Genomic DNA, 14,223 nt, shown 5'->3' on the forward strand with positions numbered 1-14,223 from the left:
TGTTATGTTTTGAAAAAGAAAAAAAACTTTAAACTATAAAGAACTTGTGAAAATCAATAAAAAACGAAAAGTTTTTAAAGATTTTCACCTTAACTTAATTTGACCAGAAAAATTTGATGCTATTGAGAAGTTTTATGAAAAAATCATTAAGTTTTTCATCAAGATAGTTTCCACTATTTTCATTAGAGTGAGAGATGAAAATGAAGGTGAGAAAAAGAAAAATGTTATCAATACCGTTTATAAAGATTTTTCATCAAGACAATATAATTTTATTTGACTTTCCACTGCTTTTTATTTGTTAATTTCATTCGTACCTGTTATTTATGTTGTATTTCTTCTAAATAACTTAACAGTGTCAATTACACCATTTATCGGTCTTTCATCAAGTAAGTTTCAAGAATCATTTGGAAGCATCATTTTAGGACGTTTTATGCCTGGATCTGTCAAATACCTTATTGGTATTCAAGACTTCCAAGAAAATAGCAATGTAGCCTCTTATGCTACTTTAATCCCTAAATTATTGCTTCTTGGTTCAGCTCTTTATATTTCTAGCGAAGGGTATGCTAAACTTATTTCTTCATGTAACTTCATTTACGATCATAAAAAAATCGGAACATTTATCGGGAATAAACTTAAAGGATTTTTCTTAGTGCTTTTTGTGTCTGTGCTTCTTTGATTTTTCTCAACTTTCCATATCTTAGTCGATGCTTTAATGGCAAAAAATATTTTTGATAAAGACTCTTCCGTGTTTTCAATTGTGAGAGAAGTGCACTTTATTATGATGTCATTTATTTTCTTTGTCATCCTATTTATAGGTCTTTTTCAATTAGCTCCTTCATTTAAACAAAAGATGAATTCAGTATATCGTGGAGCTATTATTTCTGCGCTACCAATTACGATTTTGGCTATTATTTTCTCGTCAATTAACAAACTTTTCAGTTATGATAAATTCGGTGGAGCAGTAGGATTTTTCCTTACTATCGCTTTCTTTATTAACTTATTTACTTACTTTATGTTCCTTGGAATTACATTTAATAAAGCTTATTATTCTAACTTTATTAGTGGTAGAACTATTTCTAAAAAAAGCTTCTTCTACTACTTTTAATAATTATCGAAACAGCAATGTTTCGATTTTTTATTACTTTAAAATGCCTTAGGTTCTATGTGTGTAATTAGATTGCGCAAAAACACCGAATATGCCTTATTTATAGACACATTCGGTGTTTTTATATTTATAACTTGGAAATGATTAATTATTCTTCATCTTTCTCGTTATATTCAGAGAATTCTTCTGGATTTACTTCAATAACATGTTGAAGTTGTTTTGGATCAGAAGATTCAAAAGCTCCTAATTTTTCAAGTTTTTTAACTTGTGTTTCAATTTTGAATCCGTCAACTTTATTATTCATTAAACGGAATTCTTTATCTTGAATTTTGTCAGCATTATCTTTAATTTTTTGAGCTGATTTTTGAATTGCTTCTGCACTTGCGCGCATATCATTTAAGCTCTTGTTAATAGCTTCCATATGTTTTGCAAGATATTCTCTTAAGTCTTCAAATTTGCTTAGAATTTTTACTTTTTCTTCGATTCTAGTTTCGCTGGCTTTAATTGAGTGAGTTTTTTGTGAAATATTAATTAAAAGTCCTACAACCGGAACGATTAAGTCTAAACTACAGATGTAAATGTTTTTGTAATCACGAGGGTTATTAATGTAGAAGTTCCCCTCCTTAAAATCAAGTTCAGAAACTAAAATAGCATAATCTGATTTTGATTTTTGTCTATCTTTTTCTAATTTTTTAAGGTGATCTTCATTTTTTATATTAGTTGTTGAATTTTCTTGTTTTGTTTTAGCTTCTACAGCAATTTTTGCGATAGGTTCTTTTGAATCTGCATTTTCATAAATTTCAATAGAAAAGTCTGCTGCTGTTTTTTTACCATCTTCATCAGCAACCATTTTAGCTTTTTCAATTTTAATTGTTTGTGAATATCCGAAAGAATCTCTAAGAGTTTGATAAACAGCATCTTCAAAGCTATTTCCAAGCTGTTTTGTACTTAAGTATGTTTTTTTTGTTAATAATTCCTGATTTGCATTTTCTAATTTCGCAATTGCTTTTTCTTTTTCTAAGATTTTTTCTTCATAAGTATTTTTAGTTTTCTCTAACTCTATTTGCACTTCTTTTTCGTATTTTAATTTAAGAGCTTCTTGCTCAGATTTTAATTGAGTTACTTTTTGTTTTTCGTCGGCAAGAAGGTTTAAGTATTTTTTCTCTACTTGTAATTCGGCATTTTCTTGATTTTTTTGAAGTTCTGTAATTTGAACTTTTAACGCACCTAGCTCTTTTTCTTTTTCTTTTTCTAAATTGCTAATTTTTTCTTTTTCTTTTTCAATACTTTGTAAGTATTTATCTTGGATTTGTTTTTCTTTTTCGCTTACTTTATTTTGAATTTGTAATTCTAGATTTTCTTTTGTGTTTTGGAGTTCAACTTTCAATAACTCAGCTTCAGATCTTAACTGGTTAATTGTTTGTTCATAACTTTCTTTTAAGTTTGTAGTTTTTGCACTAACTTCATTTTGATGGTTTGATTTAAGTAATTCTTCATTCTTTTTGCTATCACTTTTGATTTGTTCAATTTGTTGTTGTAACAATTCATTTCTTTTTTCAAATTGTGAAAGCAAATCTTTAACTTGCTTGAATTTAGGATTTAATTCAATTTGAGATTCTCAGTTTTGTTTCTCATTTTCAACTAATCTTTTATATTCATCATTTTTTCCTTCTTCAATTGCTTTGATTAATTCTGAATAATCAACATCAAATGCCTCTTTAATGTTAAAATAATCACCTTTTTGAGCATCTTCTTCAATTTGGAAGATTAACTCTTTACTATCAATTAATTTAATTTTTATTTCTTTTGCCATAATCACACCTCCGTATATCTAATTTAATTATATATACCTTTACTCTCAGAAGGTCAGAAATAACAGAATTTTTACAAAAAAAACTAAAAATGACTGTTGATATATCTTGTTAATTTTGATGCAAAATAGAGCTATTTTTTGAGCGCTCCAAAATATATTCAAAAACCATTATTAAATAAATATTATTACTAAGTTAACTATTATTTATTTAATAATGAGTCAAGTATATTTCACTTTAAATTTATGGAAAAAATATTGGATCAAAATTTTCTTATTAAAACCTTTGTAAAATTTTTTTACAATCGGTAAATTTTTGAATAGAAAGAAAACATGTGACATTTTGTTTGTTATTTAATAAAGAAAAACCTTGGTTAATTTTATTTTTCACAAATTAACTTTTTTGCTATAATTTAAAGGCACGTCTTGAAATATGAATAAACAAGACTAATTATTAGCTAATAAATAGAAAGGATTCAATATGGCAAGAAGAGACGTTCTTTCAGGTAAAGGACCTTTATCAGGTAACACACGTTCACATGCTATGAACGCATCAAAACGTAAATTCAATGTTAACCTTCAAAAAGTGAAAGTTACAATTGATGGTACACCTCAAACATTAAGAGTTAGTGCCAAAACATTAAAAACTCTTAAATTAAAAGGATTAATTTAATCATTGAAAAATCGCCTTGATCAAGCGATTTTTTATTTATTTTTTAGCTTAAAATAAGCAATTATTTTAAGAAATATCAAAAATCAAAAGTTGGAAAATAATTAACTTCACACCCTAAATTTAGAACTTTTTATTTTATTTTGTATATAAATTAGAAAAGTCACACGCAAATTTAATGCGTGTGACTTTTTTGTGTCCATTGTGTAAAATAATAATGCTAAATAGAAAGGACACATTTTTATTATATGAAAAAATTAATAGATTTATCTAAACAAAATATTATTTGTGTAAAAAATAATGCTGAAAACTTCCGTCACTTCATCATCAAAGAATCTGATGATGAGATAAAACGTCTTCACTCAAATGTTTCGTCTAAAAGGTTGCTTAGAGATAAACAAATATCTATACTCTTAATGTGGGAAATTATTTTGAAAGTTCTATTGTTGAATTCAGTATCAAAAGCGGCGAAATATTTTGGTTATCAATCTAGAACGGTTAAGCAAAAAATGGAAATAATGATTGAAAAAAATGACTATCATAAAAGCCTAAAAAATAAAGTTATTTGCAAAATTTGCGGATCTAAAATTTTTATAACTAAATTTCTCTCGTTCAGAAAACTATCAAATCATTTGCTTAGTTATAAAACCAAAAGGTTAATGATAGTGTCAGAATCACAAAAAAATAAGTGAAGTCACTTTAAGAAATATTGAAACGATGTAACTAAAGAATTAAGAAAAAAAGCAAGCAAAAACTCTAAAAACATTAAATGTAAAATGTCTGTTAAGTTTATGATTAACTCGTTTAAACAAACAAATCAAAATGCTTTTTGTCCTACATTTAGCACAGTTTACAAAGCTCTAAAGCAACAAAGAATAAAACTTTCTTTTGACCCGCTTTTATATTTATCAAGAGGTGGTTATACAAAAACTACATTAAAGCAAGGTAAAAGGTCATTGATACACGCTAGAGACGTAAAATATAGACCTAAAGAAGCAAATTTAAGATTAGAAAAAGGTCATTTTGAAGCTGATACAGTAGTTGGTAAAAGAGAAGATAAGTTTGTTCTTTTCACACTTTTAGATCGTAAAACTAGAGAGTTATACATTGCTTTAACAAAAAGAGATGCAAAATCAATTAACAAAGCATTAAGGATGTTAATAAGAAAATACAATCTCGAAATAAAAACCTTAACAGTAGATAACGGTAGTGAAAACACACTTCTTCATAAAGTGGTAGGTAAGAAAAAGTTATTTAAATGTAAACCTTATGCTTCGTATCAAAAAGGTTCAATTGAAAATGCTCATAGATACATTAGAAGATTTATTCCGAAGGGTAAAAGTTTCAATTCACTCACACAAGAATACGTGTTTTGAATCAAAGAACAAATCGATGAATACAAAAGAATATTAGCAATAGAAAATTAAAATTAATATCAATAAATGCTAAGTTCAAGAATGATGACCTAAACCAAATTTATGTGAAGAAAAACTATTTTTTGTGTAAATATCAGTTTAAATAAGAATAGTCTTGTAATGACAGTCTTTTGTTACAAATACATTAATTGCGTTGGCACGCGGCCTTCTCTTCTTTTCTTTCGGAGAAAAGAAGCAAAAGAACTTCAAAATTCAAATTAATAGCAATAAAAGAAAGCTTGGTATTTAAGCGCTAAACTAGATTTTTGTGGTTGAAGCCCATTTGATGTGTAATGTCAGTTTATCGCTGTATTGTTCTATGTCTATCTTTTGTTACAGATTCAAAGATTGCGCTGCCGCACAGGCCTTCTTTTCTTTCGGAGAAAAGAAGCAAAAGAACTTCAAAATTTATAAGAAAACAAGCCACAAGGGCTTGCAATTTTGATTTTACCTTTGTCAGTATTTATTCATTTTTAGCTCTAATTTTTTTATAATTTAAACATTAAAAAAGCATTGTTATTTTTTTGACACTTAACTTGCGCGTCACTTTTCCAATTTTTAATTTTATTTTGTATTATAATTAATACCGGGGTGAAAATACCCCCGTTTATCGTATTTTAAAGTTAAAAATTTGATATTTCTCAACTTACATAAAAGTAAATTCTTTTATGTTCTCTCACTCAAATATTTTTTATTCGTTGATTGTTTAAAATGTTATTAAACAAAGGCTTAAAATACTGTTAAAAACATTCTTGAATTTTGTATTTTTACAGGCTGTAATATTGGTATTCCCCTTTTTTATTTTTTTATTCCCTTTCTTTCCCTCCAGTCTTCCTGCTTGTGTATTTCAGGATTTTAGCCTAGTCTTTTATTTATTTTGTAAACGCGAAAATATCCTAAATTTTTAATTTTTTATTTTTTACTTATTTCTTATATTTTTTTATCTAACGAGGACATCGATAATTTGTCTTCGTTTTTTTATAAATAATCACCACTAGAAGTGATGATTATTTTTTGCACTCTTATTTAAAAGCTTCTTTTGTTGCTTTTTCAAATGCTTCCTGAGTTTCCAAGTTGAGACACTATAAAAAACGAATACATCTATAAATGAGGTGTATTCGTTTTTTTACATTTAAAATTACACACATAGAATTAACTCATACATGCGATAAAATCTTTATAAATTTTTATATTTTCTTTGTGGTTTTCATCCAAATCATTAATTATTTCTTGTACCACTTTTCCATTTACTTCTTTTTTTGTTATAGTCATCATTCTTAATGAATCCACAAATAAATCTAACGTCACTTTTTGTATTTCTCCATTGATTTCATAATATTTCTTTAATTTGTAAAGACAGTATTTTAAAACAACAAGAGCAATGAAACATAATAAAAGATGCGCAAGTATATGCTGTTCATTATGAACAAAAACAGGTCTAACTTGTAAAGAAGATTTTAATGTTCTGAAATTTTCTTCTACTTTTCATTGTTTTCTGTAAATTTCATTAGCTTTTTCTGGTGTTAAATCTAGAATATTGGTTTCTATAATGTAAAAACCATCTTCAGATTCTTTTTTCTTAATTTTCTCTCAATTTAATTTACCTACTGTTTTACCATCAATGTCCATGTATTTCTTTTTATATTCTGGAACTAAAGAACTAAGTGGGAGTTCTCCATTTACAGTTTTCTTATTCAATTTATCAATAAAATTATTTCTTTTTAATTTATCTAAAGTCTTTTTCCCAGGACTGAAAAACACACATCATTTTCTGTATTTACCATTAAATCTATTTTTGTTTCAAACAGATTCAACAATTTGTTCTTTTCAAAACATTTCGTCTCTAAAAACATAATATTTGTCTTCAAGAATGAATTTTTTCATCCCGATACTTAATGTATCTAATCTTTTTTGGAATATATATTTAATTCCTTTTTGTTCTAGGAAACGTAAGTTTGCGTTGTTATTTATTCCACGATCTGCAACTATTGTAATATCCTTTATTTTATAGATTGATTGAAGTTCTAAAACGAAGGATAACATTGTTTTACCATCAGCTGTGTTACCTGGAAAAACTTTATAGTGTATTGGTATTCCGTTTTCATCTACAGCCATTGCTATGACTACTTGATCTTCATTGTGTTTTCCGTCTTTTGAAAAACCGTTTTTTCTTATCCCTTCTCTTGTAAAGCTTTCAAAATAAACTGTTGTGTTATCGAAGTGAATAACTTTATTATTACGATTTGTAAATTCATTTATTTTTTGAAATAAATTGACTAAAACAGAATTCTTATTTTCGAAAATAACATCAAGATAGTTATATATTGATGATTTTTTAACATTAATATCATTTATAAAATCACTTTTATTTTTATATTGTGACATATAGCTTCTTGGAAGGATAATTCTAGTTGCTATGAAAAATTCCAAAACCTCTTCTAACGATTTATGTTTACTTTTTGGTAATGCTGAAAATAAATTTAATTCTTTAATAACTTTATAAATTAAATCAACTCCAATATTTTGGATACTTGTTTTTACAGAAGTGGGTTTTAATAATTTAAAAAATTCTTCTTTTGCAACAGCTTTATCTAAAGATGTATCTACTTTTTTCGCTATTTCTTTCAGATCATCAATTGAAGATAATCCATACTTTTCTTTGATATCTTCTCAGTATCCTAGACCAATCTGATTTCCATAACCTTTTTTAAAACCTTTAGAAATAGCTAAAACTAAATAATATTTTCCATTTTGTTTTTTCTTGCATAAACTGTAACTCATGCTCTTATTATATCATTTTATGTGTGTAATGTAAGTAAAAAATATTTTTTTCTTTAGCTCATATATCTTTGATATATGTATAAAAAAATGAGCCTAAAAATAGGCTCAACTTGGAAACTCAGGATTTGTCTTCGTTTTTTTATAAATAATCACCACTAGAAGTGATGATTATTTTTTGCACTCTTATTTAAAAGCTTCTTTTGTTGCTTTTTCAAATGCTTCTAAACCTTTTTTATCAACTACTGAAAGAATAAATTTAACTAATTTGTATCTTGAAGTAATTGCAGTAAGATCAGCTTTACCTAATTTTTCTTTATTACCAAGTTGTTCTTGGAATTCTTTAACGTCTTCTTCGCTAGCTTGTGGAGAAAGAGATAATAATCAGTTAAACACAACACTTTCTTTTGTTTCGTTAAGCGCTTGTTCTTCTAATTGTTTATTTAAATCTTCTTCTGTTGTTTTTGTTACACGTAAGTATTCGTGTTTTTTAACACCAAATTGTTTTAATGAATCCGAGAAGTTTTTGTTTAATTCAGCAACTCTTTTTTGGTAAAGAGCTTTGTTAATTACTAAGCTTGATTCTTTTGTTAATTGTTCAACAATGCTTTTAAGAAGAGCATCTTGTGATTGTGATCAATTTTGAAGTGATAAGTTCTCTTTAATTACTTCTTTAAGTTCTTCAACAGATTTAACGTTTAAGTGAGGCAATATTTCTTTTAAAGTTTTTTCATCAAGTTTTGCTGATTCTTTTCTTTTTGCTTTTAAGATTTCTACTTTAAATACAGCTGGTTTGCTTTGGTATTCTTTAACGTAGTAATCAGCTGGGAAAGTAACTGTAACATCACCTTTGTATCCTTTTGCTTTATCAAGAAGTTGATCTTCAAAACCGGGAATGAAAGCTTTTGAACCAAGTTCAAGGTCATATTCTGAAGCTTCTCCACCTTCGAAAGCTTCATCGTTAATGAATCCTTTGAAGTTAATTGTAACGATGTCACCTAATTGTGTTTTTTCACCTTTTTTAAGATCTCTTGTTGTTCCAAGTGATTGTTCAAGCTTGTCAATTTCACTATTAACAACTTCTTTTGTTACTTTATCCAAGTGGTATTTAACTTTTACTTTCTCTAATGATAATTCTGATGTATCAGGAAGAGCTGGGAAAACAAATTTAAGAATTACGTTTCCATCTTTGTCTGTTTCATTATCTAAAAGAGGTTGCCCGAAAGCCGCTTTTGCAAATTCTTCGTTTTCTTTTTCGCTAAATGATTTTAAAACATCTTGGAATCTTTTTGAAGCAAACTCTTCAATTGTTTTAGCAATAGCTTTTGATGAATCTACTCTAGCTAAAAGTTCTTCACGAGGCGCTTTACCTGCTCTATAACCTTTAACAACCACTTTTTTAGCAGCAGCATCAATGTTTTTTTCTAATGCTTTTGTAAAGTCTTCTTTATTAACAACTGAAGTAGCAACAACTTCAGCACTTTTTTTATCTAATGTAAACTTAATCATTTTTCTCCTTAATGATTCTTAATGATTTATATTTTTTATATTTTACCATATTCAAGGTTTAAATTATCAATTTAGAAAGTCCAAGATTTGGTTTGGCTCCTTGCTATTAAAAAGAACATCAACTATGTTTTTTAATAACGGAACATAAACTTTATGACTTTCTAAAATATTTTTAAGAATTTTAGCTGTGTCATAACCCTCAATGGTCATTTTTTCTTGTTTTAGGCTTTGATCCACACCAATTTGTGCTATTTTTTGTCCAAAACTAAAATTTCTACTCTTAGTTGATGAACAAGTAAGAAACACATCTCCAATTCCTGAAAGTTCATACCCAACCATATCATTATTATCATTACTCATTACGTGATAAACCTTGAGAATTTCTCTAACTCCAAGTGAAATCATTGCTGAGTGAGTGTTTTTACCAGGATTATTGTAAGCAATTATCCCAACTCCAATAGCTAAAACGTTTTTAAGAGCTGCGAAAATTTGAGCTCCCATTTCATTTGAAATTCATTCCAATTTAAAGTAATGATTATCAAAAATTTCGCATAAAAAGTTAGCATAAATTTCGTTTTTAGTAGCTACATTAATCATTGTGAGTTTTTTCTCAAAAACCTCAATTGCATATGAAGGACCAATAAAAGTTGCAAGATTAATCATTGAATCACCAAGGTTAGCTTCAATAATATCTGATAAGAATTTTCCGGTTGTATTATCAAAACCTTTAGCTACGTTTATTACATTAATTTTAGCATCCTTAAGCTGTGCTTTAATGTTTTTTGTTACTGAATCTAAAGCAACTGATGGAACTGCGAGCACGATATTATTTGAAAATTGGAGCACTTCATCTAAACTACTTGTAGCAGAAAGCAAGTGTGAATTTGTAAGGAGTGTTTCACCAAAGAATTTAGTGTTTCTTCCTTTGTTAATATCACTAATTTCTTGCTTGTTAATTCCGTACATTTTAACTTGTACATTATTATCGATTAAAACATTTGCAATAGCGGTTGCTCAAGCACCTGTGCCAATAATTGAAAATTTATTATTCATAATTTTAATTATATTAATTTAGTAAAAAAAAGTATAAAAAAAATGGCAGGAGTAGCAGGATTCGAACCCACAACACACGGGGTTGAAGCCCGTTGTTCTACCGTTGAACTATACTCCTAAGCCTTTATATTATACACTAATTAGAATTTTCAATTAGTAAAATTACATCTTTTACAGTTTTAACATCATTTAATTTATTATCATCAATACTGATGTCAAAAGCTTGTTCAGCTTCAATAATTAATTCAGCTAAATCCAATGAATCAATTTTAAGATCTTCTAACAAAGAATCTTCATTAAATTTAACTTTAGTTAAATTTTGTAATTTTTTAATAATAATTTCTCTTGTGTTCATAGTTTTATTATATACCAATTAATTAAATGTGAATGTTATAACTTTGAGTAAGTTTTTGACCATTTTGGTGTCCAAATAAGAAGTGAATCAGAATTTGTTGTTTGCTCACTATCTCATAATCAAAGTATAAATCGCCGTCATAAGTGCTCACTCTTCGAGAAATATCTTCAACTAATTTATCAATAATTTCTGTATTAATATAAAAGCTTCCATCGCCATCTTCTAGCAAATAATCTTGGAAATATTTTGCATCAACAAGTGGAAAAATTCGCAAAAATTCTTCACTTGGTTTTAACTCTTTATTTTTAGTTTCGTTGTTAGTAGTATTTGATTTTATAACGAAATAGCAACCAAAGGAAATTGCACAAACTGAAAGCATTAATGCTAAATAAATGAAGATTTTTTTAATCATCTTTTTGCTTATTTTCCTTATTTTCTAGGATAAAAGGTTGCTCAAGAATTCAATCATCTTTAATAAACACATAACCTTCTTTGCGTTTGTCAGTTAGCTTGTCAAAGTCAATTTTATATCTGAAGTTAGTTACTTTTTGGTTAATTGGATCAATTTGAATTTTTGGTTTCTTTGGAATTTGGTATTGCGTATTTTCACTAAGCAAATAATTGTAAGTTACTAACATTTCAATATCAGGACAATCTAGTCAAAATTGCATTTCTACTTGGCCTTTGTATCTAAAAGGAGCCTTGATTGATTTTTTAGAGCCAAATGAACTGCTTTTAACAATTTTTCCTGTATTTTCATCAGTTATGTAAAAAGAGTCAATTAATAATTCAAATTCACGCGCACGGATGTTGTATTCTTTTTTACTTATTTCTTTCACTCGCACTTCAAAGTTATTTTTATATAAACCTGGAACTAGGAATTTCTTTAAAGTTAGAGAATTTAAATTTTTAAATGGCTTTTCTTTATCCGAGAGAGGATATCATTTTGGGTTGCTGCCGATAGTTAAATGAGCCACTTTATTTAAATAATTTTGATTATCTAATTTGTTGATATCTAAAATATATGAAGCAAAGTATTTATTAACATAAATTGTTTTAGCGTTTCGATAATTTAGTTCAATGCTTCTTGGAATTTTTGCAATAAATTTAGGTGTATTAATCACTTCTTCAACTCTTGTTTTTTCAAATTCTGAAAATAAGGTTGCATAAGTTAAAACTTTTTGGTTTTCATAATAAATTTCGTAAGTAACTTCCTTAATTTGGGTGTATTTCAGGTTTAAAACAGATTCATCAATGTGAACATGTTCTTTGCTCACTGAAGTTTTATTAATTATCTTTTTACCATTAATATAAATTACATAACTAGATCGACTTTGGTAATAACTTGGGAAATTGGTAGAAATTTTAGAATCAATGTCAAAAAACCCACTTTCCAAGTTTTTATTAATTCTGATAAATGCTTCATTAACAAAACCTGATAAATAAGGATGGTGCTTTAAGATTTTGTGGCTGTAGTTAAAATTGTCTACTTCAAAGATTTTATGTTCGTTATAAACGTGATCTCAAACTATCATAATTAGTTACTAAAATAAAGATCAACAAATTCTTTAATTGCCTCACGTTTTCTTTTGTAAAAAGTTGTTTTAGAAAAATAATCTAAGTATCATTCACTATTGTAATTATTACTTAAATAGGTTTTTTCGATTATTCATGCATTTTTTGGAGACATATTCGATAATACAATTTGTATCAAACTATCATTTTGTTGAAGTTTTTCTTCAAGTAATTGTCTCTTTGCGGTAAATTCAGGATTAGTTTTTTCAAATCTTTCCTTAAACTTAAGACAAGATATTTGTTTTTTAATGTTGTCTAAATAAAGTAGGTGCATTTTGCAAATTTCTCTAGTAAGCCTACATTGTTGATTGTAAAATGTTTTTTCTTCCTTTGTTAGAATTGAATTCATTATTATTCTCCTTTCATTTTTAAATGTACAAAAATTGGGCTTTCTTTGCAAAAAATATCTGATTTTGGATCATTTTTGTTCCACATTTTCAATGATTCGTCTTTTTTAAAAAGAAAAAATAAAAAAGCTAAAACTATTGAAAGTTTTAGCTTAAAAAATTAATACGCTTTTGCGAAAACAACATATCTAGCTGTTTTTGTGTCGCAAGATTCGAAAATACATTCCACATCTTTACCTGGTTTATCCATATTTTTTGGAATACATCTTGTTGATGCACCAGTTTCTTCTTTAATTCTTTCTTCTGCTTCAGATCCACAGCAAAATGGAGCAATAACAAAGTAGTTTTGGGCAATTTTTTCTTTAAATTCATCGTAATTTTTAACAAGTACAGTTCTAGAATCTAATCTTTCTTTGGCTGCGCTATATAAATTGTCATGAATGTTATTAAGAAGCGTAGTCACTGTTTTTTTAATATCATTAATATCAACAGTTATTTTTTCAAGTGTATCTCTTCTAACTAATGTGACTTGATTATTAGCTAAATCTCTTGGTCCAACTTCAATTCTTAATGGAACACCTTGAATTTCGCTATTAGAAGCTTTAAAACCAACTGTTTTATCGCTTGCATCAACTCTTACTCTGAATTTCTTGCTCAATTGATCATAAATTTGTTTTGATACGTCTTTAACTTTTGGTTCTTTATTTGCAAAAAGTTCTAAAATATCTACTTGTACTGGAGCAACTCTAGGCGGAATGATAATCCCTCTATTATCTCCGTGAGTCATAATGATTGCACCAAGTAGCCTTGTAGTTACACCTCATGAAGTTTGATACACATTTTCAAGTTGATTGTTTTTATTTTTGAATGTAATTTGGTATGGTTTTGAAAAGTTTTGAGCCAAGTAATGACTTGTACCAGCTTGTAAAGCTTTACCATCTTTCATCATTGCTTCAATTGTGTAAGTTGAACAAGCACCTGCAAATTTTTCATGTGGAGTTTTTTTACCCACAACTGTAGGAATAGCTAAATATTTTTGTAAGAATTTAGCATATGTTGAAATCATTGTTCTTGTGAACTTACGAGCTTCCATTGGGTCTGAATGACATGTGTGCCCTTCTTGTCATAAGAATTCACGAGTTCTTAAGAAAGGATTAGTTGTTTTCTCTCATCTCATAACGCTACATCATTGGTTATAAATAAGTGGTAAATCATTATAAGATTCAATTGAATTTTTAAATAAATCAGCAAATAAAACCTCTGAAGTAGGTCTAATAAAAAGTTTTTCATTAAGATCTCTATCTCCCACTTTAGTAACTGTGGCTAATTCGGGGTTAAATCCTTCAATGTGTTCTTTTTCTAAGTTAAATAATCTTTCTGGAATAAGAAGTGGAAGATAAACGTTTTGAACACCTTTTTCCCTAAAAATTTTATTCAATTCTTGTTGAATAATTTCCCAAATCCCATATGAATTAGGTTTAAAAACGATAGTTCCCTTTGTTGGCCCATAAGCCATTAAATTCCCATTTTTTACTACATCTGTATATCATTTGGCAAAGTCCACTTCAAGTGGAGTAATTTTTTCTAATTCTTTTTTCATATTAAA

The 14,223-nt window shown here is 27.6% G+C and carries 12 protein-coding genes and 1 tRNA gene; 3 read left to right on the plus strand and 10 right to left on the minus strand.

Annotated features, from left to right (window positions below; all coding sequences use genetic code 4):
• Window positions 1–4: 4 nt before the first annotated feature.
• A complete protein-coding gene (locus GOQ20_RS01520) occupies window positions 5–1,105 on the plus strand; it encodes a YihY/virulence factor BrkB family protein (RefSeq protein WP_167845130.1) in 1,101 nt (366 codons plus the stop codon).
• 148 nt (window positions 1,106–1,253) lie between these two features.
• Here the strand turns inward: GOQ20_RS01520 and GOQ20_RS01525 are convergent, their stop codons facing one another.
• Window positions 1,254–2,918, minus strand: a complete 1,665-nt coding sequence (locus tag GOQ20_RS01525; RefSeq protein WP_167845131.1) for a DUF2130 domain-containing protein — start codon at window positions 2,916–2,918, stop codon at window positions 1,254–1,256.
• Between the two features lie 478 nt (window positions 2,919–3,396).
• Between GOQ20_RS01525 and rpmB the strand changes: the two genes are divergently transcribed.
• Together rpmB and GOQ20_RS01535 are read left to right on the plus strand one after the other, a co-directional pair.
• Window positions 3,397–3,588 (plus strand): 50S ribosomal protein L28, encoded by a 192-nt coding sequence (gene rpmB / locus GOQ20_RS01530; RefSeq protein WP_129620398.1) that lies wholly within the window; start codon window positions 3,397–3,399, stop codon window positions 3,586–3,588.
• 245 nt (window positions 3,589–3,833) lie between these two features.
• Complete coding sequence (locus GOQ20_RS01535; protein WP_167845067.1) at window positions 3,834–5,012, plus strand: IS30 family transposase; 1,179 nt, start codon at window positions 3,834–3,836, stop codon at window positions 5,010–5,012.
• A 1,140-nt stretch (window positions 5,013–6,152) separates the two neighbouring features.
• On the opposite strand, the gene GOQ20_RS01540 is transcribed toward GOQ20_RS01535, so the two are convergent.
• From GOQ20_RS01540 to proS, 9 genes are all read right to left on the minus strand, one after another.
• Window positions 6,153–7,781 carry an IS1634 family transposase gene (locus GOQ20_RS01540; RefSeq protein ID WP_167845132.1) on the minus strand — a complete coding sequence of 543 codons (1,629 nt, stop codon included), beginning with the start codon at window positions 7,779–7,781 and terminating at the stop codon, window positions 6,153–6,155.
• Between the two features lie 183 nt (window positions 7,782–7,964).
• A complete protein-coding gene (gene tig, locus GOQ20_RS01545; RefSeq protein WP_167845133.1) occupies window positions 7,965–9,287 on the minus strand; it encodes a trigger factor in 1,323 nt (440 codons plus the stop codon).
• Between the two features lie 63 nt (window positions 9,288–9,350).
• Window positions 9,351–10,340 carry an NAD(P)H-dependent glycerol-3-phosphate dehydrogenase gene (locus GOQ20_RS01550; RefSeq protein WP_167845134.1) on the minus strand — a complete coding sequence of 330 codons (990 nt, stop codon included), beginning with the start codon at window positions 10,338–10,340 and terminating at the stop codon, window positions 9,351–9,353.
• 43 nt (window positions 10,341–10,383) lie between these two features.
• Window positions 10,384–10,458 (minus strand) — tRNA-Trp (locus GOQ20_RS01555).
• 18 nt (window positions 10,459–10,476) lie between these two features.
• Window positions 10,477–10,695, minus strand: a complete 219-nt coding sequence (locus tag GOQ20_RS01560; RefSeq protein WP_167845135.1) for a phosphopantetheine-binding protein — start codon at window positions 10,693–10,695, stop codon at window positions 10,477–10,479.
• A 22-nt stretch (window positions 10,696–10,717) separates the two neighbouring features.
• Window positions 10,718–11,107 carry an MHO_1590 family protein gene (locus tag GOQ20_RS01565; RefSeq protein WP_167845136.1) on the minus strand — a complete coding sequence of 130 codons (390 nt, stop codon included), beginning with the start codon at window positions 11,105–11,107 and terminating at the stop codon, window positions 10,718–10,720.
• Window positions 11,100–12,230: a hypothetical protein gene (locus GOQ20_RS01570; protein WP_167845137.1), complete on the minus strand. Its 1,131-nt coding sequence runs from the start codon at window positions 12,228–12,230 to the stop codon at window positions 11,100–11,102. The genes GOQ20_RS01565 and GOQ20_RS01570 overlap by 8 nt, the downstream gene beginning before the upstream one ends.
• A 2-nt stretch (window positions 12,231–12,232) precedes the next feature.
• On the minus strand, window positions 12,233–12,619 hold the full coding sequence (locus tag GOQ20_RS01575; protein ID WP_167845138.1) for an MG284/MPN403 family protein: 387 nt from the start codon (window positions 12,617–12,619) through the stop codon (window positions 12,233–12,235).
• 158 nt (window positions 12,620–12,777) lie between these two features.
• Complete coding sequence (gene proS, locus GOQ20_RS01580) at window positions 12,778–14,217, minus strand: proline--tRNA ligase (protein WP_167845139.1); 1,440 nt, start codon at window positions 14,215–14,217, stop codon at window positions 12,778–12,780.
• Window positions 14,218–14,223: the final 6 nt, after the last annotated feature.

It is taken from the genome of Mycoplasmopsis gallinacea (assembly GCF_012220205.1).
Classification (GTDB): domain Bacteria; phylum Bacillota_I; class Bacilli_A; order Mycoplasmatales; family Metamycoplasmataceae; genus Mycoplasmopsis; species Mycoplasmopsis gallinacea_A.